Annotated in this window: 23 protein-coding genes; 17 read left to right on the top strand and 6 right to left on the bottom strand. The window is 63.6% G+C overall.

Annotated elements, in window-relative coordinates; translation table 11 throughout:
• The first annotated feature begins 51 nt into the window (after positions 1–51).
• From C9E81_RS18580 to C9E81_RS18530, 11 genes are all read left to right on the top strand, one after another.
• Positions 52–1,230 (top strand): hypothetical protein, encoded by a 1,179-nt coding sequence (locus C9E81_RS18580; RefSeq protein WP_147457630.1) that lies wholly within the window; start codon positions 52–54, stop codon positions 1,228–1,230.
• A gap of 195 nt (positions 1,231–1,425) precedes the next feature.
• On the top strand, positions 1,426–2,619 hold the full coding sequence (gene sucC, locus C9E81_RS18575) for an ADP-forming succinate--CoA ligase subunit beta (protein ID WP_122113859.1): 1,194 nt from the start codon (positions 1,426–1,428) through the stop codon (positions 2,617–2,619).
• 52 nt (positions 2,620–2,671) lie between these two features.
• Positions 2,672–3,556: a succinate--CoA ligase subunit alpha gene (gene sucD, locus C9E81_RS18570; RefSeq protein WP_122113858.1), complete on the top strand. Its 885-nt coding sequence runs from the start codon at positions 2,672–2,674 to the stop codon at positions 3,554–3,556.
• Between the two features lie 112 nt (positions 3,557–3,668).
• Positions 3,669–4,025: a hypothetical protein gene (locus C9E81_RS18565; protein WP_122113857.1), complete on the top strand. Its 357-nt coding sequence runs from the start codon at positions 3,669–3,671 to the stop codon at positions 4,023–4,025.
• 35 nt (positions 4,026–4,060) lie between these two features.
• Complete coding sequence (locus C9E81_RS18560) at positions 4,061–7,027, top strand: 2-oxoglutarate dehydrogenase E1 component (protein WP_122113856.1); 2,967 nt, start codon at positions 4,061–4,063, stop codon at positions 7,025–7,027.
• A gap of 4 nt (positions 7,028–7,031) precedes the next feature.
• Positions 7,032–8,555 carry a 2-oxoglutarate dehydrogenase complex dihydrolipoyllysine-residue succinyltransferase gene (odhB, locus tag C9E81_RS18555; protein WP_122113855.1) on the top strand — a complete coding sequence of 508 codons (1,524 nt, stop codon included), beginning with the start codon at positions 7,032–7,034 and terminating at the stop codon, positions 8,553–8,555.
• 53 nt (positions 8,556–8,608) lie between these two features.
• Positions 8,609–9,085, top strand: coding sequence for an EVE domain-containing protein (locus C9E81_RS18550; protein ID WP_122113854.1), 477 nt, complete (start codon positions 8,609–8,611; stop codon positions 9,083–9,085).
• Positions 9,086–9,088: 3 nt separating this feature from the next.
• Entirely contained in the window at positions 9,089–9,343 is a 255-nt protein-coding gene (locus C9E81_RS18545) for a hypothetical protein (RefSeq protein ID WP_122113853.1), read from the top strand.
• Position 9,344: 1 nt separating this feature from the next.
• The gene (locus tag C9E81_RS18540; protein WP_122113852.1) at positions 9,345–9,734 is read left to right on the top strand and encodes an MAPEG family protein; all 390 of its coding nucleotides are present in this window, start codon (positions 9,345–9,347) and stop codon (positions 9,732–9,734) included.
• 69 nt (positions 9,735–9,803) lie between these two features.
• Positions 9,804–11,198 (top strand): dihydrolipoyl dehydrogenase, encoded by a 1,395-nt coding sequence (lpdA, locus tag C9E81_RS18535; protein ID WP_122113851.1) that lies wholly within the window; start codon positions 9,804–9,806, stop codon positions 11,196–11,198.
• Between the two features lie 13 nt (positions 11,199–11,211).
• Entirely contained in the window at positions 11,212–11,706 is a 495-nt protein-coding gene (locus C9E81_RS18530) for a lytic transglycosylase domain-containing protein (protein ID WP_122113850.1), read from the top strand.
• A gap of 150 nt (positions 11,707–11,856) precedes the next feature.
• Here the strand turns inward: C9E81_RS18530 and C9E81_RS18525 are convergent, their stop codons facing one another.
• A complete protein-coding gene (locus tag C9E81_RS18525; RefSeq protein WP_122113849.1) occupies positions 11,857–12,783 on the bottom strand; it encodes a class I fructose-bisphosphate aldolase in 927 nt (308 codons plus the stop codon).
• A 208-nt stretch (positions 12,784–12,991) separates the two neighbouring features.
• A complete protein-coding gene (locus C9E81_RS18520) occupies positions 12,992–14,188 on the bottom strand; it encodes a multidrug effflux MFS transporter (protein WP_122113848.1) in 1,197 nt (398 codons plus the stop codon).
• A 177-nt stretch (positions 14,189–14,365) separates the two neighbouring features.
• Between C9E81_RS18520 and C9E81_RS18515 the strand changes: the two genes are divergently transcribed.
• The gene (locus tag C9E81_RS18515) at positions 14,366–14,938 is read left to right on the top strand and encodes a thymidine kinase (protein WP_122113847.1); all 573 of its coding nucleotides are present in this window, start codon (positions 14,366–14,368) and stop codon (positions 14,936–14,938) included.
• A gap of 46 nt (positions 14,939–14,984) precedes the next feature.
• Here C9E81_RS18515 and C9E81_RS18510 read toward each other — a convergent pair whose 3' ends face one another.
• Entirely contained in the window at positions 14,985–15,743 is a 759-nt protein-coding gene (locus tag C9E81_RS18510; RefSeq protein WP_122113846.1) for an SDR family oxidoreductase, read from the bottom strand.
• A gap of 215 nt (positions 15,744–15,958) precedes the next feature.
• On the opposite strand from C9E81_RS18510, the gene C9E81_RS18505 reads away from it, so the two are divergent.
• The 3 genes from C9E81_RS18505 (at position 15,959) to C9E81_RS18495 (ending at position 18,050) form a co-directional block, all read left to right on the top strand.
• The gene (locus C9E81_RS18505) at positions 15,959–16,630 is read left to right on the top strand and encodes a DUF2270 domain-containing protein (RefSeq protein WP_243698722.1); all 672 of its coding nucleotides are present in this window, start codon (positions 15,959–15,961) and stop codon (positions 16,628–16,630) included.
• Positions 16,631–16,743: 113 nt separating this feature from the next.
• Positions 16,744–17,481, top strand: coding sequence for a cytochrome c biogenesis CcdA family protein (locus C9E81_RS18500; protein WP_122113845.1), 738 nt, complete (start codon positions 16,744–16,746; stop codon positions 17,479–17,481).
• Positions 17,482–17,492: 11 nt separating this feature from the next.
• Entirely contained in the window at positions 17,493–18,050 is a 558-nt protein-coding gene (locus C9E81_RS18495; RefSeq protein WP_122113844.1) for a thioredoxin family protein, read from the top strand.
• Here the strand turns inward: C9E81_RS18495 and C9E81_RS18490 are convergent.
• From C9E81_RS18490 to putA, 3 genes are all read right to left on the bottom strand, one after another.
• Entirely contained in the window at positions 18,047–18,406 is a 360-nt protein-coding gene (locus C9E81_RS18490) for a YigZ family protein (RefSeq protein ID WP_122113942.1), read from the bottom strand. The genes C9E81_RS18495 and C9E81_RS18490 overlap by 4 nt on opposite strands.
• Before the next feature lie 154 nt (positions 18,407–18,560).
• Entirely contained in the window at positions 18,561–20,189 is a 1,629-nt protein-coding gene (locus C9E81_RS18485; protein WP_122113843.1) for a GMC family oxidoreductase, read from the bottom strand.
• A gap of 123 nt (positions 20,190–20,312) precedes the next feature.
• Positions 20,313–23,756 (bottom strand): bifunctional proline dehydrogenase/L-glutamate gamma-semialdehyde dehydrogenase PutA, encoded by a 3,444-nt coding sequence (gene putA, locus C9E81_RS18480; protein ID WP_122113842.1) that lies wholly within the window; start codon positions 23,754–23,756, stop codon positions 20,313–20,315.
• Between the two features lie 108 nt (positions 23,757–23,864).
• Here putA and C9E81_RS22995 point away from each other — a divergent pair, with 108 nt between their 5' ends.
• Both C9E81_RS22995 and C9E81_RS18475 read left to right on the top strand, forming a co-directional pair.
• The gene (locus C9E81_RS22995) at positions 23,865–24,029 is read left to right on the top strand and encodes a hypothetical protein (protein ID WP_166461974.1); all 165 of its coding nucleotides are present in this window, start codon (positions 23,865–23,867) and stop codon (positions 24,027–24,029) included.
• Positions 24,029–25,210, top strand: coding sequence for a vWA domain-containing protein (locus tag C9E81_RS18475; RefSeq protein WP_122113841.1), 1,182 nt, complete (start codon positions 24,029–24,031; stop codon positions 25,208–25,210). Before C9E81_RS22995 ends, C9E81_RS18475 begins: the two co-directional genes overlap by 1 nt.
• The last annotated feature ends 106 nt before the right edge of the window (positions 25,211–25,316 follow it).

Raw genomic sequence — 25,316 nt, 5'->3', positions numbered from 1 at the left:
GCGACGGCGCGCCACCATCGGCGCGCCGTTTTTCATTTGCAGGACTTTTTGATGCGCAAGTTCCTCGCCGCCATGCTGATCAGCGCAGCACCCGCACTGGCGGATGATACGACCACCTCGACCCTGATCGCCGAAAAGGGGCTGGGCGCCGCCATGGAGGGTCTCGAATCCTCCGCGCCCTCACCCGACCGCGACATGGCGCTGGCGGCGGTAAGGTTCCTGTCCGGCGTGGAGCAGGCCTATCAGGCACGCTGGCGTATCGGCGCGACCGAACCACTCATACCCGCCCCGATCCTGGGCAGTTCGCTCCCCGGCAATCCCTCGCCCGAGCCGATGCGCGCGGATTTCGTTAACGGACTCGCCGCCGATCTGTCAGCCTCCATGCAATCGGCCCGTGAAACCCTGCCAGAGGGCGACGCCGCCCTGGTCCTGCGGCTTCCGGATCTGTGGCTGGATGTCGATGCCGATGGCCGGCGCGGCCCGTCAGAGGGGCTGCTGGATCTGGCGCTGATGCCGCTCCCCGAAGGGGTGGATGGCGAGATCCGCTTCGATTCCGCCGATACCGAGTGGTTGCGCGCCTACACGCATCTGATCGAGGCGGCGACCACGCTGATCCTTGCCTTCGATCCCGAGCCGGCACTGGCGCGGAATATCGAACTGGCAGAGGCGCTGCGCGAGCAATTCTCGACATCCTCCCCCGATGCGCAGTCCGATCCGGGCATGAAGCGTGAAGCCGAGTATTTCGGCCCCATGATCGATCGGATCGCGGTCGTGATCCAGACCCTGCGCAACCGCCCCGACAAGGCCAGGATCAGCGAGGCCGCCCAGCATATCCGGGCAATGATCGATGCCAATCGTAAATTCTGGAAGCTCGCCGGGGAGGAGACCGATAATGACCGCGAATGGATCCCCAATGACCGGCAGCAGGCAGCGCTCGGCTTCGACATTCCCAAGGGGGCGGGCCAGGCTTGGCTGGCGGTTCTGGAAGATGCGGAACAGATTCTGGAAGGCGAGCGCCTGATTCCCTATTGGCGTTTCGCGCCCGGGCACGGAATCGATCTTAAGCACTGGCTCGACGATCCGCAGCCCGTCGATCTGGTTGGCTGGATTCAGGGCTCCGCCGCCCTGCCCCATGCCCGCAAGGGCAAGACCGTCAGCCGCGATTCATGGCGGGAATTCTCTGGAATCTTCGGCAGCCGTGCGGGCCTATACATGGTCCTGTTCAACTGAGACCTGCCGTGGCTCGATGTTAGCGCTGCGGGAATCGCCTATCTTTCAGGCTTTGTGATCACGTGCAGAATGCCTGTGATCACAAAATTCCCATTGCGTGCAATTTTACCTATTTTCCCGGAAAAACGGTTCCCTACCAGTGCAAAGCTGTGCCAAGAGTTCGGATAAATCTGCTGAACCGACGAGGGGGTCGCGATGAACATTCACGAATATCAGGCCAAGGCGCTGCTGCGTCAATACGGCGCGCCGGTCAGTGACGGCCGCGTGGTGATGAAGGCTGACGAAGCCAAATCCGCCGCGGGCGAACTGGATGGCCCGCTTTGGGTGGTCAAGGCGCAGATCCATGCCGGCGGCCGCGGCAAGGGCTCGTTCAAGGAAGCCGCGGCGGGCGAAAAGGGCGGCGTGCGGCTGGCCAAATCCGTCGCAGAGGCCGAGGAGCTGACCCGCCAGATGCTGGGCCGCACGCTGGTCACGCATCAGACCGGCCCCGCAGGTAAGCAGGTCAACCGCATCTATATCGAGGATGGCTCGGATATCGAGCGTGAGCTTTACCTCGCCCTGCTGGTCGATCGCGGCACCTCGCGCATCAGCTTCGTCGCCTCGACCGAGGGCGGCATGGATATCGAGGAGGTGGCGGCAAGCACCCCCGACAAGATCGTCAGCTTCAGCGTCGACCCCGCCTCGGGCCTGTCGGATTTCCATGGCCGCCGCGTGGCCTTCGCCCTCGGCCTGAAGGGTGCGCAGGTCAAGCAATGCGTGGCGCTGATCCGCAACCTGTATCGCATGTTCATCGAGAAGGACATGGAGATGCTGGAGATCAACCCGCTGATCGTGACCACCGACGGCAACCTCAAATGCCTCGACGCCAAGATGGGCTTCGACAATAACGCGCTCTATCGCCAGTCGGACATCATCGCGCTGCGCGACGAGACAGAGGAAGACCCCAAGGAACTGGCGGCATCGAAGTTCGACCTGAACTATATCGCGCTGGATGGCGAGATCGGCTGCATGGTGAACGGCGCCGGCCTGGCGATGGCGACGATGGACATCATCAAGCTGTTCGGGGCCGAGCCCGCCAACTTCCTCGATGTCGGCGGCGGCGCCACCACCGAAAAGGTGACCGAGGCGTTCAAGATCATCACCTCCGACCAGAACGTCAAAGGCATCCTCGTCAACATCTTCGGCGGTATCATGCGCTGTGACATCATCGCCGAGGGTATCGTGACCGCCGTGAAAGAGGTGGGGCTGCAGGTGCCGCTGGTCGTGCGCCTGGAGGGCACCAATGTCGACAAGGGCAAGCAGATCATCAACGAAAGCGGTCTGAACGTGATCGCCGCAGATGACCTCAAGGACGGGGCCGAGAAGATCGTGAAGGCGGTGAAGGGGTGACCCTCTGCCCACGAACGCAACGAAACTCTCGTAAATTCGGAGACGCCAAATAATGGCCATTCTCGTAGACAAGAACACCAAAGTCATCTGCCAGGGGATCACCGGCTCCCAGGGCACCTTCCATACCGAGCAGGCGATCGCCTATGGCACGCAGATGGTCGGCGGCGTGACCCCCGGCAAGGGCGGGACCGAGCATCTGGATCTGCCGGTTTTCAACTCCGTCCATGAGGCCGTCGCGAAAACCGGCGCCAATGCTACTGCCATCTATGTGCCGCCCCCCTTCGCCGCCGATTCGATCCTTGAGGCGATCGACGCCGGGATCCCGCTGATCGTGGCGATCACCGAGGGTATTCCGGTGCTCGACATGATGCGGGTCAAGCGCGCGCTCGAAGGCAGCGCCTCGAAACTGATCGGGCCGAACTGCCCCGGCATCATGACGCCCGACGAATGCAAGATCGGCATCATGCCCGGCAGCATCTTCAAGCGTGGCTCGGTCGGCGTGGTCTCCCGCTCGGGCACGCTGACCTACGAGGCGGTCAAGCAGACCTCCGATGTCGGCCTTGGCCAGTCCAGCGCCGTGGGTATCGGGGGCGATCCGATCAAGGGGATGGAGCATATCGACGTGCTGCAGATGTTCCTCGACGATGACGAGACCGAATCGATCATCATGATCGGCGAGATCGGCGGCAGCGCCGAGGAAGAGGCCGCCGAATTCCTGGCCGAACAGAAGAAGAAGGGCAAATGGAAGCCCACCGCCGGTTTCATCGCCGGCCGCACCGCGCCTCCGGGCCGCCGCATGGGGCATGCCGGCGCGATTGTCTCGGGCGGCAAGGGTGATGCCGAATCCAAGATCGAGGCCATGAAACGCGCCGGGATCGTCGTCGCCGACAGCCCCGCGGGTCTGGGCGAGGCCGTTCTGAAGGCCATCAAAAGCTGATGAATTGACAGCCCGTGCCCCCCATCTGAGTATGGGGGCACGGGACAACCACCGCGCGAGGCATGACGTGGACGAACAGGGACCAGAGGCCCGACAAGCAAAACCCGCAGGAATGCGTCCGGCGTGGCATTCCCGTTCCATTGCTCCGCTGTCATTCGCCGCGCTGCTGACACTGACCGCCTGTGGCGGCAAGCCCACGGATCTCGTTTTGCCCGGGGGTATCCCTGCCCGGACCGACCTGCACAGAGCCAGTTCTCTTCCAGCCGATTCAGTCCGCACCGTTGCCCGTCGCGATTACGGCTGGCGGCTGATCTACCATCCTGCCCGCGCCCCGGCCTCCGCCGATCAGGGCGCGGCGCGGGCGCTTTGCGGCCTCGAAAGCCGCAGGGTCGCCCGCATCGAACATGTGCCCCGCATCGATCCCTATACCGATCCCGGCGCCGCCATGATCGATATCTACTGTGCCTGACAACCTTTTCTTCTGCCCTGAACCGGGGATGAGCCATGAACGACCAGCCAAACAACTCTGATTTCCACGATTCCTCGTTTCTCCAGGGCCATAACGCGGCCTATGTCGAACAGCTTTACGGTCAATGGGCCAAGGATCCGGCCGCCGTCGATCAGGCCTGGGATGCCTTCTTCCGCACCCTCGGCGATGCCGACGGGGATGCGCTGCGCGAGGCCCGGGGGCCGTCATGGGCGCGCAGCGACTGGCCGCCAATGCCGAGCGACGACAACACCGCCGCCTTGACGGGCGAATGGCCGATGGCCCCGAAGGCCGAGGCAGACGCCGCGATGAAGAAGATCGCCGCCAAGGCCAGCGAGAAGGGCATCGACCTGACCGAGGGCCAGATGCGTCAGGCGGTGCTGGATTCGATCCGCGCCCTGATGCTGATCCGCGCCTATAGGATTCGCGGCCATCTGCATGCCGATCTGGACCCGCTCGGGCTGCGCAGTGTTCCCGATCATGGCGAATTGAAAGCCGCCACCTATGGCTTCGGCCCCGATGACCTGGACCGTCCGATCTTCATCGACAATGTGCTCGGGCTCGAAATTGCCACGATCCGGCAGATCGCCGAATTGATGAAGCGAACCTATTGCGGCACTTTCGCGCTGCAATACATGCATATCTCCAATCCCGAGGAAGCCGCCTGGCTGAAGGAGCGGATCGAGGGTTACGGCAAGGAGATCCAGTTCACCAAGAATGGCCGCCGCGCCATCCTCAACAAGCTGGTCGAGGCCGAGGGCTTCGAGAAGTTCCTGCATGTAAAATATATGGGCACCAAGCGTTTCGGTCTCGACGGTGGTGAAGCGCTGATCCCCGCGATGGAGCAGATCATCAAGCGCGGCGGAGCGCTTGGCGTGAAAGAGATCGTCATCGGCATGCCTCACCGCGGCCGCCTGTCGGTGCTGGCCAACGTCATGTCAAAGCCCTATCGCGCGATCTTCCACGAATTCCAGGGCGGCAGCTTCAAGCCCGAGGACGTGGATGGTTCGGGCGACGTGAAGTACCATTTGGGCGCCTCCTCGGACCGCGAGTTCGATGGCAACACGGTCCACCTGTCGCTGACTGCCAATCCCAGCCATCTGGAGGCGGTGAACCCGGTCGTGCTGGGCAAGGCCCGCGCCAAGGGCGACCAGTTGAAGGACAGCCCCGACCGGACGGCGGTGCTGCCGATCCTGCTGCATGGCGATGCAGCCTTTGCCGGTCAGGGCGTCGTCGCGGAATGCCTGCAGCTTTCGGGTATTCGCGGGCACCGCACGGGCGGTACGATGCATATCGTCGTGAACAACCAGATCGGTTTCACGACCGCGCCGCATTTCAGCCGTACATCGCCCTATCCGACCGATATCGCGATGATGGTCGAGGCGCCAATCTTCCACGTCAATGGCGACGACCCCGAGGCGGTCGTGCATGCCGCCCGCGTGGCAACCGAATTCCGGCAGAAATTCCACAAGGATGTGGTCCTCGACATCATCTGCTATCGCCGCTTCGGCCACAACGAAGGCGACGAGCCGATGTTTACCAACCCGGCCATGTATACCAAGATCAAGTCGCACAAGACGACGCTGCAGCTTTACACCGACAGGCTGGTCGCCGACGGGCTGATCCCCGAGGGCGAGATCGAGGATATGAAGGCCAGCTTCCAGGCGCATCTGAACGAAGAGTTCGAGATCGGCAAGAATTACAAGCCGAACAAGGCCGACTGGCTTGATGGCAAGTGGTCCGGTATCGAACGCGAGGGTGCGGAATATGTCCCTGGCGAAACCGGCATCGCTCCCGAAGCGATGACACAGATTGGCCGCGCGCTGACCACGGTTCCCGACGGGGTGAGCCTGCACAAGACCGTGGGCCGGCTGCTGGAGGCCAAGAAGAAGATGTTCGAAACCGGGGAAGGTTTCGATTGGGCGACGGGCGAGGCCCTGGCTTTCGGCTCGCTGCTGGCCGAGGGGCATGGCGTGCGGCTGGCCGGGCAGGACAGTGCGCGCGGCACTTTCAGCCAGCGTCATTCGGCGATCATAGACCAGAAAAGCGAAGAGCGTTATTATCCGCTGAACCACATTTCGAAGGACCAGGCCCGTTACGAGGTCATCGACTCGATGCTGTCGGAATATGCGGTGCTGGGCTTCGAATACGGCTATTCACTGGCCGAACCGAACGCGCTGGTCATGTGGGAGGCGCAATTCGGCGACTTTGCCAATGGCGCCCAGATCATGTTCGATCAGTTCATTTCCTCGGGCGAAAAGAAGTGGCTGCGCATGTCCGGGCTGGTCATGCTGCTGCCCCACGGTTTCGAGGGTCAGGGCCCCGAGCACAGCTCGGCCCGGCTGGAGCGTTTCCTGCAGATGTGCGCCGAGGACAACTGGATCGTCGCCAATTGCACGACTCCGGCGAATTACTTCCACATCCTGCGCCGCCAGATCCATCGCGGTTTCCGCAAGCCGCTGGTCCTGATGACCCCGAAATCGCTGCTGCGCCACCCGCTGGCGGTCAGCAAGGCCGAGGAGTTCCAGACCGGCTCGACCTTCCACCGCGTGTTGTGGGACGATGCCGAGCGGGGGAACTCCGAAACCAAGCTGGACGCTGACGACAAGATCCGCCGCGTCGTGATCTGCTCGGGCAAGGTCTATTACGACCTGCTCAAGGCTCGTGACGAGGCGGGCATCACCGATGTCTACCTGATGCGGCTGGAGCAGTTCTATCCCTTCCCCGCGCAGGCGATGGTCAAGGAACTGGGGCGCTTCAAGCAGGCCGAAATCGTCTGGTGCCAGGAAGAGCCCAAGAACCAGGGCGGCTGGTCCTTTGTCGAGCCCTATATCGAATGGGTGCTGGAGCGTTTGGGAGCCAGGCACAGCCGTGCCCGCTATGTCGGGCGCAATGCCGCCGCCTCGCCCGCGACCGGCCTCGCCTCGCGTCACAAGTCTGAACAAGAAGCGCTGGTGAACGAAGCGCTCACTATCGAAGGATGATCCGATGACCACCGAAGTTCGTGTCCCCGCACTGGGCGAATCCGTCACCGAGGCGACCATCGCCACCTGGTTCAAGAAACCCGGCGATACGGTTGCCGTCGATGAAATGCTGTGCGAACTGGAAACCGACAAGGTGACCGTCGAGGTTCCCAGCCCCGCCGCCGGCGTCCTGGCCGAGATCGTGGCAGCCGAAGGCGAGACCGTCGGCCCCGCCGCCCTGCTGGCGCAAATCGCAGAGGGTGCATCCGAGGTTGCGGCGAAACCAGAGGCACCCAAAGCGCAGGCGGCAGACGGCAAGGCCGACCCTGCTCCGTCCCCCGCTCCGGCCAAGAGTGGCGCCTCGGTCGACGTGATGGTTCCGGCGCTCGGCGAAAGCGTCACCGAAGCGACCGTCGCCACCTGGTTCAAGCAGGTGGGCGACAGTGTCGCCGCCGACGAGATGCTGTGCGAGCTGGAAACCGACAAGGTTTCTGTCGAGGTGCCCGCCCCCGCTGCCGGTGTATTGGCCGAGATCCTCGCACCGGAAGGTTCCACCGTGGATGCCAAGGCGAAACTGGCGGTGATCTCCGAGGGCGCCGCAGGCAACGCGACAGCCAGCCCCGCCCCGGCGACCCAGCAAGGCAGCGCCACGACCAGCGCCCCGGCCACCGGCAAGGATGTCGAGGATGCGCCCGCCGCCAAGAAGGCGATGGCGGAAAAGGGCATCAGCCGCGATCAGGTGCAGGGTTCGGGCCGCGATGGTCGGATCATGAAGGAGGATGTGGCCGGCGCCGCCGCGCCGAAAACCGTGCCCGCCGCCGCGCGCGCGCCTTCCCCCGCACAGGACGCCGCGCGCGAGGAACGGGTCAAGATGACCCGGTTGCGCCAGACCATCGCCCGCCGCCTGAAGGACGCCCAGAACACCGCGGCGATGCTGACGACCTATAATGAAGCCGACATGTCCGCCATCATGCAGCTTCGCAACGAATACAAGGACGCCTTCGAAAAGAAGCACAAGGTCAAGCTGGGCTTCATGTCCTTCTTCGCCAAGGCCTGCTGCCATGCGCTGAAGGAAGTGCCCGAAGTCAATGCCGAGATCGACGGCACCGATGTGGTCTACAAGAACTATGTCAATATGGGCGTGGCCGTCGGCACCCCTTCGGGCCTCGTCGTGCCCGTCGTCCGCGATGCCGACCGCAAGAGCTTTGCCGAGATCGAGAAGGAGATCGGCGAGCTTGGCGCCAAGGGCCGCGACGGCAAGCTGAACATGGCCGAGATGCAGGGCGGCACCTTCACCATCTCGAATGGCGGGGTTTACGGCTCGCTGATGTCCTCGCCGATCCTGAATCCGCCGCAATCGGGCATTCTGGGCATGCATAAGATCCAGGAACGTCCCATGGTGGTCGGCGGCGAGATCGTCATCCGCCCGATGATGTATCTGGCGCTGTCCTATGACCACCGCATCGTCGACGGCAAGGGCGCCGTGACCTTCCTTGTCCGCGTCAAGGAGGCGCTGGAGGATCCGCGCCGCCTGTTAATGGATCTGTAAGCCAAAGACCTGCCGGGACGGGGCTCGCACCCCGCCCCGCCAATGAGGTATTCATGTCCGCCAAGACGCAATCCAGTCTCACCACAGCCGCAGGCCAGCCCGGACCGGCGCAGGCGGAGACCCGCAACTGGATTGGTGTCGTCAGCCGTGACCACGCCCTTGAAAGCATCGAAGGCGGCTTCACGGTGCTGGGTCATGGCAAGCTGGGCCCGCTTCTGCGTCTGACGCCGGGCGATTGGCTGATCTATTATTCGCCACGAACCCTGCCAAACGGCGGCGAGATCCTGAAAGCCTTCACAGCTATCGGCAGCGTGAAGGACGCAGAGCCCTATCAAATCAGGATGAATGGCGGAGTAATGGGTTTCCGCCGCGATATCGACTGGCTCGACGCAACCGAAACGCCGCTCGCCGAGTTGACCAAGCAACTGGACTTCACGCGTGGAAGCTGGGGGATGCTGGCCCGACGCGGGCTGTTCGAAATCACCGATGCGGACCGGCGCGTGATCCGTGCGGCACTGACGAGGGAATGATCCATGCAAATGCTCGCCCATTACCGGATCGGCGACTATGCCACATTCAAATCCGCCTTTGATGCCGATGCCGAGGATCGCGGAAATAACGGGCTGTCGCTGCTGCAACTCTGGCGCGAGGACGGCACAAATATATGGGCGCTATTCAACGTCACCGACGCCCGCGCGGCCAAGGCTTACCTGGACGGCGCGGCGGGCGTGTTCAACTCTCAGGCAGGTGTGACCGGCACCAGCTTTCACTTCGTCGAAACGGCATGACATGGGCGCGGAGTTGACGGCATTGGCGCTGGCCGGGCTATTGCAGGGCCTGCAATTCGCGGGTTTCTCGATCGCCGCGAACCGGCAGATCGGCCCCGAAGCCGCGTTGGGCCCTCGCGATGACGTCCCCGCCCTGACAGGCCGGGCGGGCCGGCTGCACCGGGCGCTGAACAATCACTTCGAAGGGTTGATCCTGTTCACCCTTGCAGTGGTCGTGGTGGTGACGGGCCAGCAAAGTTCGGCCCCGACTGCCATTTGCGCGTGGATCTACCTGCTTGCCCGGATCCTCTATGTGCCCGCCTATCTGCTGGGCTGGGTGCCGTGGCGCTCGGCCATCTGGGCGGTCGGCTTCGCGGCCACGATGCTGATGATACTGGCGGCGCTGTTCTGATGCGGCGCGGAAAAACGATACAACAGCGGTCGATAGGCCGCATGGCCCGAAGGACAGAAGGAGTGTGTAATGTCCACCTATGATCTGATCGTGATCGGCGCCGGTCCCGGCGGTTATGTCTGCGCGATCCGTGCCGCCCAGCTGGGCCTCAAGGTCGCCTGCGTCGAAGGGCGCGAGACGCTTGGCGGAACCTGCCTGAATGTCGGCTGCATCCCGTCCAAGGCACTCCTGCATGCCAGCCACATGCTGCATGAGGCCCATGAGAATTTCGACCGCATGGGCCTGATCGGCGGCAAGATCAAAACCGACTGGACCAAGATGCAAGGCTACAAGGCCGAAACGGTGGGCGGCAATACCAAGGGCATCGAGTTCCTGTTCAAGAAAAACAAGATCGACTGGCTGAAGGGTTGGGCCAGCATCGAGGGTCCCGGCAAGGTCAGAATCGGCGACACCCTGCACGAGGCCAAGAATATCGTCATCGCGACCGGCTCGGTCCCCTCTGCGCTGAAGGGGGTGGAGGTCGATAACGATGCCGGCGTGTTGGTCGACTCGACCGGTGCGCTGTCGCTGCCGAAGATCCCGAAATCCATGGTGGTGATCGGCGCCGGTGTCATCGGGCTGGAACTCGGCTCGGTCTATGCCCGCCTCGGCACCGAGGTGACGGTGGTCGAATATCTTGACGTCATTACCCCAGGCATGGATGGCGAGGTGCAGAAACAGCTTCAGAAAACCCTGACCAGGCAGGGCCTCAAATTCGTCCTCGGCGCGGCGGTCATGGGGGCAGAGGTCGCCAAGGGCAAGGCGAAACTCACCTATGCGCTGAAAAAGGACGACAGCGAACATGTGCTGGAGGCCGATTGCGTGCTGGTCGCCACCGGCCGCCGCCCGCAGGTCGAGGGGCTGGGGCTGGACAAGATCGGTGTCGGGATGACCGATCGCGGCTTCGTCAAGATCGATGGGCATTGGGCCACGAATGTGCCCGGGATTTATGCCATCGGCGATTGCGTTCCCGGCCCGATGCTGGCGCACAAGGCCGAGGATGAGGGCATGGCGGTGGCCGAAATCATCGCCGGCAAACATGGGCATGTGAATTACGACGTCATCCCCGGCGTGATCTACACCACCCCCGAGGTGGCGAATGTCGGCCTGACCGAAGAGGCCGCGAAGGAAAACGGCCGCAAGATCAGGATCGGAAAGTTCCCCTTCATGGGCAATGCCCGCGCCAAGGCGATGATGCAGCCGGATGGTTTCGTCAAGCTGATCGCCGATGCCGAGACCGACCGTATCCTCGGCTGTCACATCATCGGCCCCAATGCCGGAGAGATGATCCACGAGGTCTGCGTGGCCATGGAATTCGGCGCTTCCGCCGAGGATCTGGCGCTGACCTGCCATGCTCACCCGACCACCTCCGAGGCCGTGCGCGAGGCTGCCCTTGCCTGTGGCGACGGGGCAATCCATGTCTGACTGGGCGTCGCCCATGCCCCCTGCCCGGAGGGCTCCGGGCGGAGGAATCGCGCGCCGCGGATTGCTGCTTGGCGGTCTCGCGCTGGCAGCCTGCGGCCGGAAATCGCGTGAACCGCGAGGGAAAGGCGACGAATCTGGCCTTCATCCCAACGAGACACCTTATCTGCGCTCGCGCATCAATTACTGGGCGGCGCATTACGGCGTCCCCGCTTCTCTGGTTCAGCGCATCGTTATCCGTGAATCCACCCATAGGCCCGGCGCGCGCAACGGCCCCTATTACGGGCTGATGCAGATCCTGCCGCAAACGGCCCGGACAATGGGCTATCGCGGCCCCGCCAGCGGCTTGCTCGACGCCGATACCAACCTGAAATACGGGGTGAAATACCTGCGCGGCGCCTATCTGGTCGCCAATGGCAATCATGACAAGGCGGTCATGTGGTATGCGCGGGGCTATTACTACGAGGCCAAGCGCAAGGGCCTTCTGGAAGAAACCGGGTTGCGGAGCTGACGCGGACAGGTTGTTTCTTCTTTGTCCAAATACCTTCGGGGGTGAATTGCACCGCAGGTGCAAGAGGGGGCGCGAGCGCCCCCTCTTCCCGCGCCGTCAGGCGCAAATCGCATCGCGCCCGGCAGGGCGGCGCGTCCGCCGGGCTACCGGTCAGGCACCCTTGTAGATATCGACGAGCTTCTGCAGCATATCCAGCGCGTCCTCGCGCGACCGCTGGAAGCTGTTGCGCCCGATGATCGAGCCGTTGCCGCCGCCATCGCGGATCGCCCGCGCATCGTCATAGACCGCATCCGCGCCCTTCGCCGCACCGCCCGAGAACACCACGATCCGGCGCCCGGCGAATGCCGATTGCATGCAATGCTCCACCCGCTTGGCCTGGGTCGAGATATCGATCTTCTGCGCCTCATAGACCTTCTTGGCCTCGCCGAGTTCCAGGTGATCGGTCGACAGCTTGATCTTGATGATATGCGCACCCAGCAGCGCCGCCATCTGTGCGGCATAGGCGGCGATGTCGATGGCCGTTTCGCCATCCTTCGAGATCGCCTCGCCGCGCGGATAGGACCAGATCACCGTGGCAACACCCTTGGCGGCGGCTTCGCGGCGCATCTCCTTGATCTCCTCGAACATGTCCAGCGCCATGTCCGAGCCCGGATAGATCGTGAAGCCTATGGCAGAGCAGCCCAACCGCAGCGCGTCATCGACGCTGGCGGTCAGTGCCTGGTTCTTGCCCGCCGTTCCCGACATCAGGCTGTTGGCGCTGTTCACCTTGAGGATCGTGGGGATCTGGCCCGCGAAACTGTCGGCCCCGGCCTCGATCATGCCAAGGGGTGCCGCGAAGGCGTTCAGCCCCGCATCGATGGCAAGCTGGTAATGGTAATGCGGGTCATATCCCGCCGGATTGGGCGCGAATGAACGTGCTGGCCCATGCTCGAAGCCCTGGTCGACCGGCAGGATGATCATCTTCCCGGTACCGGCCAGCTTGCCCGTCATCAGCATACGCGCAAGCTGCGCCTTAACACCCGGCGTCTCTCCTTCGTAATTGGCAAGAATGCGGCGCACCGTATCGGTCATCATCATCAAATGCTCCTGTCATGATTGCGGGCTGCATATCATGCAGGCCGGCACAGACAATCTTGTTTTCGCTAACACTTTTCGGGCAACGCACAGACTTGCCGATCGCGGAGCGGGTTCTTGCCGGTGACGATGCCAACATCCCGGCCCCCGGCTTCCCGGCCGCGGCAAAAATCGCGGCCGGGCCACGCCATGACCGGCAGGATATGCTGGCTCAGACCATGCGGCCAAGGCGCAGACGGGGCAGCGAAGCCGCCGCCGCGCACCATGCCAGCAGGGCGCAAAGCGCGATCCCGGCAACCATTGTCGCGGATGTGTTATCCATGAACGGCCCCGTGACCGCGATCATCAGCCCCCCGGTCAGCATCTGGATCGTGCCGCCAAGCGAAGAGGCCAACCCCGCGATATCCGGATGTGGATCCAGTGCCATGACCATCGTGGTCGGAATGACCAGCCCGAGGCAGGCATTCGCCACCAGCAGCCCCGCCACCACCAGCGGCAGCGCATCCGCCCCCGACCAGACCAGTGCCGTCAGCATCAGCGTCAGCCCGGAGAATCCGGTGATCGCCAGCGAGATAACCCGCTCCATCCCGAATTGCTCGGCCAGACGTCCCGCGAATTGCGAGGCGCTGAAGAAACCGATGGCATTGATCGCGAAGGCGATGGAGAAGCCGGTCGGGCTCAGCCCGTATTGATGCTTGTAGACAAAGCTCGCCGTGGACAGGAACACGAAGAAGCTGGCCATGCCGAAACCGCCGATCATGGTCAGCCCCATGAAGCGGCGATCAGTCAGCAATCGCCGCGCGCCTGCCATCATCTGCGCGATCCGGACCGGTTGCCGGTTCTGCGGCTCCGACGTCTCGGGCAGCACGGCAAGGATCAGGAACAGGCTCAGCAACGCCGCCGCACCCAGCACCCCGAAGATCTCGCGCCACCCGCCCCAGGCCATGACCAGCGAACCGGTCAGCGGCGCCAGCATGGGCGAGATCGAGATGACGATCATGATTGCCGCCATCATCTTGGCCGCGGCCGGTCCGGTGGCGACGTCACGGATCACCGCGCGCGGCACCACCATCAGCGTTGCCGCCCCGAAACCCTGCACCGCCCGGGCCAGGATCAGCCAGCCGATCGTGGGCGCCAGCGCCGCTGCTACGGTGGCGACCAGAAAAATCGCCACCCCCAGGGCCATTGGCTTCTTGCGCCCGATCGCATCGGCCATCGGGCCATAGATCATCTGCGCGATCCCGAAGGCGATAAAATAGGAGGTCAGCGTCAATGCCGCACCGGCCTCGGTCGTATTCAGATCGGCGGCCACCTGCGGCATCGCGGGTAAATACATGTCGATCGCGAAGGGACCGACGGCGGATAATAGCCCCAGAACAAGGGCCATGCGGAACAATTGGTCACGCATCGTAATCAACCTATGATATAGACATGAAAGGACGGCGCACAGAATCGCGCCATGGATTTCGCCGCCGCCGTTAACCGTATTTGCCACCGGCTCACGAATTTGGCAACCCCCTGCGGGACAGAATGCGGAGTTTCGCCATCTTGATGGCCATAGCGGGTAACGCTATCTGCTGCCGCCATGGCCAAGCTCTATTTCCATTACTCGACGATGAATGCCGGCAAGAGCACGCTCCTGCTGCAAGCCTCCTACAATTATCGCGAGCGGGGCATGCGGACGCTGCTCCTGACCGCCGCGCTGGACGACCGCGCAGGCAAGGGACGCATCGCCAGCCGGATCGGCATCGCCGATGACGCGCTGACCTTCGACAGCCGAAGCGACCTCTTCGCGCTCATCGAAGAGCATGGCGAAAGCTCTGCCTGCATTTTCATCGACGAGGCACAGTTCCTGACGCGCGAACAGGTCTGGCAATTGGCCCGCGTGGCCGATGACCTGAACATTCCCGTCATGTGCTATGGCCTGCGCGTCGATTTTCGGGGCGAGCTGTTCCCCGGCTCCGCCGCCCTGCTGGCACTGGCCGATGACATGCGCGAGGTCCGCACCATCTGCCATTGCGGCAGAAAGGCCACCATGGTGATCCGCCGCGACGCCGATGGCCGCGCCATTACCGAGGGCGCACAGGTGCAGGTCGGCGGCAACGAAACCTATGTCTCGCTCTGCCGCCGCCATTGGCGCGAGGCAGTGGGGCGCTGACATCTCCACGCCCCGCTCCGCTGACCGGGCGGACCCGATCACGGCCTCAGTTCAGCCGCACGGACATGCCGCCATCGACCACCATCGCGCTGCCGGTCATGAAGGAGGACCGTTCCGACAGCAGGTAGAGGGCACCCTGCGCGATCTCCGTCGGGCTCGCCATCCGTTTCATCGGATGCAGGTCAGAGATAAAATCCAGAACCTCCGGATTGCCCTCGCCCCCCGATGGCGTGACCGTGCCGCCAGGCAACAGCGCGTTGATCCGAATTCCCTCGGCCGCGAATTCCGAGGCCATCGATTGCGTCAGGCCGATCAGCCCGGCTTTCGCCGCCGCATAGGCAGCCATTCCCGGAAGTCCTCCATTGCTGAACCCCACGAATGACGAGGTATAAACAATCGCGCCACCGCCATTCCGCCTCAGCGCCGGGATCTGGGCCTTCGCGGACAGGAAGGCGCTTGTCAGGTCGGTCGCCATCACGTCGTTCCAGTTGGCCAGCGACATCTCGGGCACGGGCACCATGTCACCGACGATCCCGGCATTGTTGAAGGCGCCGTCCAGCCTGCCGAACTCGGCAACCGCAAGCTCGACCAGTTCCGGGGCGTAGGTTTCGTCCCTCACATCGCCCGGAAGGAAAACAGCCCGGCCGCTGCCCTGATTGATGGTCTGCGCCAGGGCCTTCAACTCGGGTGATCTGCGGGCGCCAAGGACGACATTTGCCCCCTCTTTCGCGAAGAGGAGCGCGGCCGCCGCACCGATCCCGCTGCTCGCGCCGGTGATGATGATGGATTTACCCTTCAGTTCCATGTTCTCTTCTCCATTGAGCCATATTCACGGATCATCGATACCGGACCGGCCGAACCGCGGGGCGCGCGAAACGGGCGCGGCATTCATTTACCGACCGGCAAGAGGACATTCGCCGTGGCACCACATGTCACGCCACCCACTTGCCCATATCCCCCCACCCTGCCAATCTCTTGAACAGGCTGGTGATATGTCGCGGTTTTGGGAGGAATGCAGCGATGGACAATCTGACACCGCGCGCGGGGCTCGATTCAGCCGAGATGGGGGTGATCGCGCATCTTTATCGCGGCGAGATCTATCGCTCGACCCTGTGGCGAACGCGGCTGGACACCACGACCAACTGGTCGGTGGTAACCTTGGGCGTGGCGCTTTCCATCGCCTATTCCTCGCCGCAGGCCTCGCCCCTGCCGCTGGTGCTGGTCGGCATCCTGATCGTGTTTTTCCTGATGCTCGAAGCGCGGCGCTATCGCTATTTCAATGTCTGGCGGGCGCGCTGCCGATGGATCGAGTTGCATTTCATGGTGCCGATGCTGACCGAGGGCGATCTGCATATGGAAGAGCGCTGGCAGGACCGGCTGGCCGAGGATTACCGCCGTCCCTCCTATCATGTCAGCATGTGGACGGCGGTCGGGCGGCGCATCAGGCGCAATTACTTCTGGATCCTGCTGATCCAGACCATCGCCTATCTCGGCAAGCTGGTCGTCCACCCGGAACCACTGCAATCGGCCGGAGAGCTTCTCGAACGCGCCTCCATCGGCCCTTTCCCCGGTTGGCTGGTGCTGGGCTTCGGATGTTTCTACTGCACAAGCTGGGGTGCCATCGCCCTGTGGAGCGCACGAAGCGACGCCGAACGCGCCCGACATCGCAGCGATCCACTTGGCATGGGCTGAAGCAAACCCGCATGGCAGGGGCGGCGCTTCCGCGATTGACATAAGCACATATTCGTATTCTTGATTGTTATACGGAAACCGCTTCGGGCGGTCATCGCGGAAAGGACAGGCATATGCTGGAGATCGGATATTGGGGTGCGGCAGTCGCAGGCATCCTGTCGTTCCTGTCGCCATGCATATTGCCCATGGTGCCGTTCTACCTGTCCTACATGGCCGGGATCTCGATCTCACAACTGCATGGTAATGGCGGGATCTCGCGCGGTGCCACCCGGCGTCTGGTTGCCTCCTCCATCGCTTTCGCGCTTGGTGTCACCACGATCTTCGTTCTTCTGGGACTGGGGGCGACAGCGCTTGGACAGTTATTCGCCCAATGGCGCGGTCCGCTTGGCTATGCCGCTGCGGCTATATTGGCGCTTTTCGGCCTGCATTTCCTCGGTGTCATCCGCATCCCCTTCCTATATCACGAGGCAAGATTGGACGGCCCGAGCCAACCCGCCGGCATCGCGGGTGCCTATGTCATGGGCCTTGCCTTCGGCTTCGGCTGGACGCCCTGCGTCGGCCCGGCCCTGACCGCGATCCTGCTGGTCGCCTCGGGCAGCGGTGATCTGTGGCGCGGCGGCACGCTGCTGCTGGTTTATGGCCTTGCCATGACACTGCCCTTCGTCCTGGCAGCAGCTTTCGCCCGGCCCTTCCTTGCCTGGGCCGGCCGCAACCGCAAATATCTGGGACATGTCGAAAAGCTGATGGGAGGCATGCTGATCCTCTTCGCGATCCTGATCGCGACGAATACGGTGAACCTGATCGCCGCCTGGATGATCGAGCATTTCAACTGGTCCGCCACATTGATCTGAAGGAGGATAACATGGGTTTTCTTCGCACGACCCTTCTGGCACTTGCCCTCGCCCTGCCCGCCCATGCGGTCACACTTGGCGATGACGGGCTGTATGACGAGCCCTGGATTCGCGAGACTTTCATGGATCTGCGCGAAGATCTGGCCGAGGCGAATGCGGAGGACAAGCGCCTGATGATCCTGATCGAACAGCGGGGCTGCATCTATTGCACCAGGATGCATGAAGAGGTGTTTTCGGATCCGGCCATCGCGCAACTGATCACAGACAATTATTTCGTTGTGCAGATCAATATGTTCGGCGACATTCCCGTCACCGATTTCGACGGCACCGAGCTGCCGGAGAAAGAGATGGTGAACCGTTGGGGGGCGATGTTCACACCCACCATGATCTTCCTGCCCGAAGAGGTGGGGGAAGACGTAACCGCCTCGCAGGCATCGGTCGCCACCATGCCCGGCGCCTTCGGCAAGGGGACGACCACGGCGCTTTTGGAATGGGTCCGCGATCACGGCTATGAATCGGGCGAGAATTTCCAGAAATATCTTCAGGAAAAGACCACCGGGCAGAATTAATCCCCCAGTCCCGTCTCGCGCAGGTAATGGCGCACCGCGTCCGCCACATGGCGAAAGCGATCACCTCCCAGATGCTTGCCGCCATACCAGCGCGTGACGACAACCACGTGATCCTGCAGCCTGGCCCGCTCCAACATCTGGAGCATCAGCGCGCCCGCCCCGGTCTCGCCATCGTCATCCTTCACCGGCTCCCCGCCCAGAATCGCCGCCCAGCTGTTATGCGTGGCCTTGGCGAAACGCTTGTTCCGCTTCAGTTCCGCAAGCAATGCCGCAACCTCGTCCCGGTTTTTCGCCGCCCCACCCGAAACGGCATAACGCGATCCGCGATCCGATATGATCTTGTCGAATACCTGCATGGATTTCTTCTTTGTTCCAACACCTCGGGGGAGCCCGGACCCCACGGGCCGGGCGGGGGCAGAGCCCCCCTTCCCCAATTCCGCCTTCGGACGCGTCAATCCGATCTCATAGATTGCCGCATGCCCTGCCCAGCCCAGGATGTAACCCGGATTATCAGCTTCGATAGGCATAACCGCCGGCAAGGATCATGTCGGCGGCTTTTTCCGCGATCATGGTCACCGGCGCATGCGTGTTTCCCGAGGGGATCAGCGGCATGATCCCGGCATCCGCGATACGCACCCCCTCGATCCCGTGCAGCCGCAACTCCGAATCCACCACGGCCATGGGATCATTGCCCATCTTCGTGGTTCCGACCGGATGAAAGATCGTCGTCCCCACGTCCCCCGCCGCCCGGGCCAATTCATCATCCGATTGCAGATGCGCTCCGGGTTTGACCTCTTCGGGCCGGAATTCCGCCATCCGCCGCGTTTCCATCAGCCGTCGCGCGTGACGGAGGCTGTCGATGGCCACCTGCCGATCCGCTTCCGCCGACAGGTAGCGTGGCGCGATGGAAGGCGCCGCCGCCGGATCGGGTGTCGCGATATGGCTATGCCCCCGGCTCTCGGGCCGCAGGTTGCAGACCGAGACGGTCAGGCCGGGAAAATCATGCAGGGGATCACCGAATTTCTCCAGCGACAGAGGCTGGACGTGATATTCGATATTCGCCGTCTCGAAGACTTCCGAGGATTTCGCGAAGATCCCCAGCTGGCTGGGTGCCATGGCCATCGGCCCCGACCGCCGCCACGCATATTCCAGCGCGATCCCCGCCTTGCCCCAGATCGACCGCGCCCGATCATTCAGCGTGCGCGCACCGCTGATCCGAAACACGGTCCGCAGTTGCAGATGGTCCTGCAGGTTCTCTCCCACTCCCGGCAGGTCCAGAACAGTCTCGATGCCCAGATCCGAGAGCCGCTCGCCCTGCCCGATCCCGCTCAGTTCCAGGATCGCCGGGGAGTTGATCGCCCCCGCTGCAAGGATCACCTCGCCCCGCGCCTTCGCATGCATCCGGCGGCCCTTTTGCTTGAATACGACGCCGGTGGCGCGGCCGCCCTCCAGCGACAGGCACTCGACCTGCGCATGGGTCTCGATCCGCAGGTTCTGGCGGGATTTCGCGGGGTTCAGAAAGGCCTTGCGAGAATTCCACCTTTTGCCGCCATGTTGGGTGACAGGGAAATAACCCACCCCCTCGTTATCGCCGCTGTTGAAATCGTCGCGGACCGGCAGACCCAGCTCCTGCGCCGCCTCGGCCACGGCATCGAGGATCGGCCAGTTCAGCCGCTGCCGCTCGATCCGCAATTCGCCGCTGTCGCCATGGAACGCGTCGGACGGGCCGTAATGATGTTCGGAACGACGGAAATAGGGCAGCACATCGTCCCAGCCCCAGCCCGGATTGCCTGCCTGCCGCCAGCGGTCGTAATCGCCCGCCTGCCCCCGCATGTAGATCATGCCATTGATCGAGGAACAGCCGCCCAGCACCTTGCCGCGCGGATAATTCAGGCTGCGGCCATTCAGCCCCGGCTCGGCCTCGGTGCGATAACACCAGTCAAGCGTCGGATCGCCCATGGCGTAAAGATATCCGACCGGCACATGCACCCAGAAGCGGTTGTCGCTGCCCCCGGCCTCCAGCAGCAGGACACGATTGCGCGGATCGGCGGAAAGACGATTGGCGAGCACGCAACCGCCCGAGCCCGCGCCCACGATGATGAAATCATACTCCCCGAAATCCTGCATATCCCCTCCCATCAACCTCTCCGGACCGCTGGTCGAATCCTGACAGGCCCTCTTCTTCTTTGTCCAAATACCTTGCAGGGGCCGCCGACGAGTCCCGCCACCGCTCCGTGAAGCCCGCCGGCGACGGGTCTGCCCCTACTCCGCCGCCGCCAGCAGCGAGGCATTGCCCCCCGAGGCGGTCGTATCGATGCACAGATGCCGCTCCAGCACCGCATAGCCCGGCAGTTCCACCGAGGTCACCAGCGGAATGATCGCCCCCTCGCGCGCCGCCAATGCCTGCCGGTATAGCCGTGCCTGCTCTTCGGGACCGTCATAGGCCACCAGCGCCATGCCCGACAGCGTTCCAAGGGCATCGGCGGGCAGGCTTCCCGGCACCTCCACAGTGGCGCAACCCTTTGCCCGGGCGATAGATGCCTGCGCTGCGCTGTCCGGACCAAGGCACAGCACCGTGCCCCGGGCATGGGTGGTCAGACGGTTGGATTCCCCCGTCGGACCGGGCAGCAGCAGGGTTTCACGCGGGGTCGCGCTATCGGTCCGTGCGGCATCCAGCGCCTTTTGCAGCGCCGCCGGATCGGCCTCGGGTCCCTCCGCCGCGGGCATCCGGTTCACCTTCGCCGCCCGGAAACGCGGGACATAATGCGGCCCACCCGCTTTCGGCCCGGTCCCCGACAGCCCCTCGCCGCCGAATGGCTGACTGCCGACGATGGCGCCGATCTGGTTGCGGTTCACATAGAGATTGCCGGCATTCACGAGACTGTCGATATGCTGCACCCGGTCGTCGATCCGCGTATGCAGCCCGAAGGTCAACCCGTAGCCCGAGGCATTTATCGCGCCGATCACCCGGTCCAGGTCGCTGGCCTCGAAGCTGGCGACATGCAGAACCGGGCCGAAGATCTCGCGCTCGACATCCTCGATCCCACCCACGCGGATCGTCACCGGCGCCACGTAATGCCCGCGCCCCGGCGTCTTGAGCCGATGCAGGATGCGCCCTTCGCTGCGCGCCTTGGCGATATGATCCTCGATCCCCTTCTTGGCGGCGGCGGAAATGACCGGGCCGATATCGCTGTCCAGATACCACGGATCGCCGATATGCAGTTCATCCATCGCACCATGCAGCATCTTCAGCAGCTTTTCCTCGACATCGCGCTGCACATAGAGCACCCGCAGCGCCGAGCAGCGTTGCCCCGCCGACTGGAAGGCGCTGGCGAGGATGTCGCGCACCGCCTGTTCGGGCAAGGCGGTGGAATCCACGATCATCGCGTTCAGCCCGCCGGTTTCGGCGATCAGAGGCGCATCGGGCGACAGATGCGCGGCCATCGCCCGGTTGATCGCCTGCGCGGTGGGCAGCGAACCGGTAAAGCATACCCCGGCCACACGCGCATCGCTGCACAGCGCTGTGCCGACACGCCGTCCCTCGCCCGGCAAAAGCTGCAGCGCGGTTACGGGCACCCCGGCCTCATGCAGCAATTGCGTTGCCCGCCAGGCGATCAGGCTGGTGGTTTCGGCGGGCTTGGCCAGCACCGCATTGCCCGCCGCCAGCGCCGCCGCGATCTGGCCAGTAAAGATCGCCAGCGGGAAATTCCACGGCGAGATGCAGGTGAACACCCCGCGCGGAGCGTCCCCCGCCGCGAAACCCGCGTAATAGCGCAGGAAATCCACCGCCTCGCGCAGCTCGGCCACCGCGTCGGGCAGTGATTTTCCCGCCTCGCGCGAGATCAGCGCAAACAGCTCACCGTAGTTCGCCTCGTAAAGATCGGCAGCGCGGCGCAGGACCTCTGCCCGTTCCTCGGGCGCGGCATCCCAGATCTGCGCCGCCGACAGGGCAGCCGCGATATCCTCATCCGTGGCCCATGCCACCTGCCCCACGCGGTCATTGCCATGTGCGGGATTGACGATCTCTTCCAGGTCGCGCCCGTTCTCGTCACCGGCAGCCGCCAGCAAGGCTCCGCCCGTCCAGCGATGCTCGATCCAGCGCGTGCGCTCGGCCTCGATCCGCGCCAGTTCCAGCGGGTCGCGCAGGTCGAAGCCTTTCGAATTGATCCGGTCGGGGGCGAAAAGCTCGGCCGGGCGAATTACGCCGGGCGCGGGCTTGCCCGCCACCGCCTGCCATTCGGCAAAGGGATCGGGGGCGACATCCTCGGGGGCGATGTCCTCGTCCACGATCCGGTTGACGAAACTGGAATTCGCGCCGTTTTCCAACAGTCGGCGGACCAGATAGGCCAGCAGATCCTCATGCGCGCCGACCGGGGCATAGATGCGGCAGCGGGTGTGATGCCGCTCCTTGACGATCTCGTGCAGCGCCTCGCCCATCCCGTGCAGGCGCTGGAACTCGAAATCCCGGTCCTCTCCGGCCAGATGCAGGATCGCGGCGACGGAATGAGCGTTATGAGTGGCGAATTGCGGATAGATGCGCGGACTGGCCAGCAGTTTCCGCGCACAGCAGATCCAGGCGACATCGGTGGCCGATTTATGCGTCCAGACCGGGAAATCCGCCAACCCCTCGACTTGGTAGCGCTTGATCTCGGTATCCCAATAGGCGCCCTTGACCAGCCGCACCATGATCCTGCGGTCAAGGCTTTCGGCCAGCGCCTCCAGCCAGTCGAGCACTGCGGGCGCGCGCTTGCCATAGGCCTGCACCACGACGCCGAACCCATCCCAACCGGCCAGCGAGGGATCGGACAGCACCGCCTGGATGACATCCAGCGAGATGTCCAGCCGGTCGGCTTCCTCGGCGTCGATATTCAGCCCCATCCGCGCCTCTTTCGCCTGCCGGCACAGGCGCAGCACGATCGGCACCAGTTCGGCCATGACCCGGTCGCGCTGCGGCTCTTCATAGCGCGGATGCAGCGCCGATAGCTTGATCGAGATACCGGGATTGTCGCGGATATCGCCCGCCTTCGCTTCGCCCGCAAGCGAGCGGATCGCCCCTTCGTAAGCAGCCAGATAGGCGCGGGCATCGGCCTCGGTCCGCGCCGCCTCGCCCAGCATGTCATAGCTGTAGCTGTATCCCTGCCCGACCCGTTCGCGCCCTCGCCTGATCGCGTCCTTGACCGTTTCACCCAGCACGAATTGCTGTCCCATCTCACGCATGGCGCGGTGCACGGCAGTGCGGATCACCGGCTCGCCCAAGCGGCGGATGGCATTGCGCAGATGGCCCGCGATCCCCGGATGCGGCTCGTCGCGCAGAACCTTGCCCGTCAGCATCAGGGCCCATGTCGAGGCATTGACCAGCGACGAGGACGACTTGCCCATATGCTGACCCCATTCCGATGGCGCGATCTTGTCCTCGATCAACTCGTCCATCGTCTCGGCATCGGGCACGCGCAGCAGGGCCTCGGCCAGACACATCAGCGCCACGCCCTCCTCGGTGGACAGGCCGTATTCGGCGAGAAAGACCTCCATCAGTCCCGGCTTGCTGTCGGAGCGGATAGCCCGGACCAGATCGGCAGCACCGGAGGCAATGCGATCGCGTGCCTCCTGATCGGGGGCATGGGATCTCACCAACTCGCCGATCAGGGCTTCCTCATTGCTCAAATGCAGGTCGCGGATCGTCTGGCGGATATCGTCAAGCTGGCTCATCGGTCACTCTCCCGGGGTCAATACGCCGCACCCACCCGAATCAGCGGGCGGTTGCACGAGGTTGAAGCACGGTCTATCTGCTGATGCAAAAGATCAACCGAGGCCATCATGATTGTCATCGCCGCCATTGTCATCGGCGCCCTTCTGGGCTGGCGCCGCGCCGCCGCACTTGGCGGGAATCGCCGCGATCGCGCCCAATACGCCGCCGCCTTTGCGCTGGCCTTTGCGGTGATCGGCCTGTTCGCCACCGTCATCGTCGACCGGATGGTGTGATGTTCATTCCTTTCCTCGATCAGTTGCGCAGGCAGGGGGTGCCCGTTTCCCTGCGTGAATGGCTCGATCTGATGGGAGGGATGCAGGCAGGCGTCACCGGCTGGTCGGTCGATGGTTTCTACCATTTCGCCCGCGCCGCGCTGGTCAAGGACGAGCGTCATATAGACCGTTTCGACCGCGCCTTCGGCGAGGCCTTCGCCGGGCTGGAGCATGTGCCCGTCGAGGCGCTGGTCCATGAGCAGGCGATCCCGAAGGAATGGCTGGAGAAACTGGCCGAGAAACTGTTGACCGACGAGGAACGGGCGCGGATCGAGGGCAGCGGCAGTTTCGAGGAGTTGATGAAGAAGCTGCGCGAGCGCCTGGCCGAGCAGCAATCCCGCCACCAGGGTGGCAACAAATGGATCGGCACGGCGGGCACCTCGCCCTTCGGCGCCTATGGCTACAATCCCGAGGGCGTGCGCATCGGCCAGCACGAGAGCCGCCACCGCCGCGCCGTCAAGGTCTGGGACAAGCGCGAGTTCCGCGATTTCGACGACAGCGTGGAACTGGGCACCCGCAATATCAAGGTGGCGCTGAAACGGTTGCGGCAATGGGCGCGTCATGGCGCGAACGAAGAGCTGGACCTGCCCGCCACCATCCGCGCCACTGCCGATCACGGCTATATCGACGTGCAGACCCGGCCCGAGCGGCACAACGCCGTCAAGGTGCTGCTGTTTCTCGACGTGGGCGGCAGCATGGACGACCATACGCGGCTGGTGGACGAACTGTTCTCGGCCGCCCGGGCGGAATTCAAGCATATGGAGCATTTCTACTTCCATAACTGCCTTTATGAAGGCGTCTGGAAGGACAATCACCGCCGCTGGACCGAGCAGATCCCAACATGGGATATCCTGAACCGCCTTGGCCGCGACTACAAATGCATCTTCGTCGGTGACGCCTCGATGTCCCCCTACGAGATCGCGGTGCCTGGCGGGGCCAACGAGCATTGGAACGAGGAACCCGGCGAGATCTGGCTGCGCCGCGTCTGCGAGACATGGCCCGACCATGTCTGGCTGAACCCGGTGCCCGAGGCGCATTGGCGCTATACCCAATCCATCGCCATGATCCGGCAGATATTCGAGAACCGGATGATGCCACTGACGCTGGAGGGGCTGACACAGGCGATGCGGGTCCTGGGATAGCGCTTTCCCGGGAGCGTGGCGCCGGGAACCGGCCCTGCCCATCAATGGTGTTCACTGGAGGTTCAGCCCTCTGTGCCACGCCGCCGGATATTCCGGCGCAGCGCCA

This window comes from Paracoccus alkanivorans, from assembly GCF_003697785.1.
Lineage (GTDB): Bacteria > Pseudomonadota > Alphaproteobacteria > Rhodobacterales > Rhodobacteraceae > Paracoccus > Paracoccus alkanivorans.
Note: the sequence above shows the minus strand (reverse complement) of the source record. Positions and strands in the feature narration are given on the sequence as shown.

What these genes read in the sequence shown, in the direction of transcription:
- C9E81_RS18540 (WP_122113852.1), top strand. Translation starts at nt 9,345, where the DNA reads ATGGGCGCGGAGTTGACGGCATTGGCGCTGGCCGGGCTATTGCAGGGC.
- C9E81_RS18560 (WP_122113856.1), top strand. Translation starts at nt 4,061, where the DNA reads ATGAACGACCAGCCAAACAACTCTGATTTCCACGATTCCTCGTTTCTC.
- C9E81_RS18580 (WP_147457630.1), top strand. Translation starts at nt 52, where the DNA reads ATGCGCAAGTTCCTCGCCGCCATGCTGATCAGCGCAGCACCCGCACTG.
- C9E81_RS18500 (WP_122113845.1), top strand. Translation starts at nt 16,744, where the DNA reads ATGCTGGAGATCGGATATTGGGGTGCGGCAGTCGCAGGCATCCTGTCG.
- C9E81_RS18565 (WP_122113857.1), top strand. Translation starts at nt 3,669, where the DNA reads ATGCGTCCGGCGTGGCATTCCCGTTCCATTGCTCCGCTGTCATTCGCC.
- C9E81_RS18495 (WP_122113844.1), top strand. Translation starts at nt 17,493, where the DNA reads ATGGGTTTTCTTCGCACGACCCTTCTGGCACTTGCCCTCGCCCTGCCC.
- C9E81_RS22995 (WP_166461974.1), top strand. Translation starts at nt 23,865, where the DNA reads ATGATTGTCATCGCCGCCATTGTCATCGGCGCCCTTCTGGGCTGGCGC.
- C9E81_RS18510 (WP_122113846.1), bottom strand. Translation starts at nt 15,743, where the DNA reads ATGGAACTGAAGGGTAAATCCATCATCATCACCGGCGCGAGCAGCGGG.
- C9E81_RS18545 (WP_122113853.1), top strand. Translation starts at nt 9,089, where the DNA reads ATGCAAATGCTCGCCCATTACCGGATCGGCGACTATGCCACATTCAAA.
- putA (WP_122113842.1), bottom strand. Translation starts at nt 23,756, where the DNA reads ATGAGCCAGCTTGACGATATCCGCCAGACGATCCGCGACCTGCATTTG.
- C9E81_RS18520 (WP_122113848.1), bottom strand. Translation starts at nt 14,188, where the DNA reads ATGCGTGACCAATTGTTCCGCATGGCCCTTGTTCTGGGGCTATTATCC.
- C9E81_RS18475 (WP_122113841.1), top strand. Translation starts at nt 24,029, where the DNA reads ATGTTCATTCCTTTCCTCGATCAGTTGCGCAGGCAGGGGGTGCCCGTT.
- C9E81_RS18490 (WP_122113942.1), bottom strand. Translation starts at nt 18,406, where the DNA reads ATGCAGGTATTCGACAAGATCATATCGGATCGCGGATCGCGTTATGCC.
- C9E81_RS18525 (WP_122113849.1), bottom strand. Translation starts at nt 12,783, where the DNA reads ATGATGATGACCGATACGGTGCGCCGCATTCTTGCCAATTACGAAGGA.
- C9E81_RS18530 (WP_122113850.1), top strand. Translation starts at nt 11,212, where the DNA reads ATGCCCCCTGCCCGGAGGGCTCCGGGCGGAGGAATCGCGCGCCGCGGA.
- sucD (WP_122113858.1), top strand. Translation starts at nt 2,672, where the DNA reads ATGGCCATTCTCGTAGACAAGAACACCAAAGTCATCTGCCAGGGGATC.
- C9E81_RS18550 (WP_122113854.1), top strand. Translation starts at nt 8,609, where the DNA reads ATGTCCGCCAAGACGCAATCCAGTCTCACCACAGCCGCAGGCCAGCCC.
- C9E81_RS18515 (WP_122113847.1), top strand. Translation starts at nt 14,366, where the DNA reads ATGGCCAAGCTCTATTTCCATTACTCGACGATGAATGCCGGCAAGAGC.
- odhB (WP_122113855.1), top strand. Translation starts at nt 7,032, where the DNA reads ATGACCACCGAAGTTCGTGTCCCCGCACTGGGCGAATCCGTCACCGAG.
- sucC (WP_122113859.1), top strand. Translation starts at nt 1,426, where the DNA reads ATGAACATTCACGAATATCAGGCCAAGGCGCTGCTGCGTCAATACGGC.
- C9E81_RS18485 (WP_122113843.1), bottom strand. Translation starts at nt 20,189, where the DNA reads ATGGGAGGGGATATGCAGGATTTCGGGGAGTATGATTTCATCATCGTG.
- lpdA (WP_122113851.1), top strand. Translation starts at nt 9,804, where the DNA reads ATGTCCACCTATGATCTGATCGTGATCGGCGCCGGTCCCGGCGGTTAT.
- C9E81_RS18505 (WP_243698722.1), top strand. Translation starts at nt 15,959, where the DNA reads ATGGACAATCTGACACCGCGCGCGGGGCTCGATTCAGCCGAGATGGGG.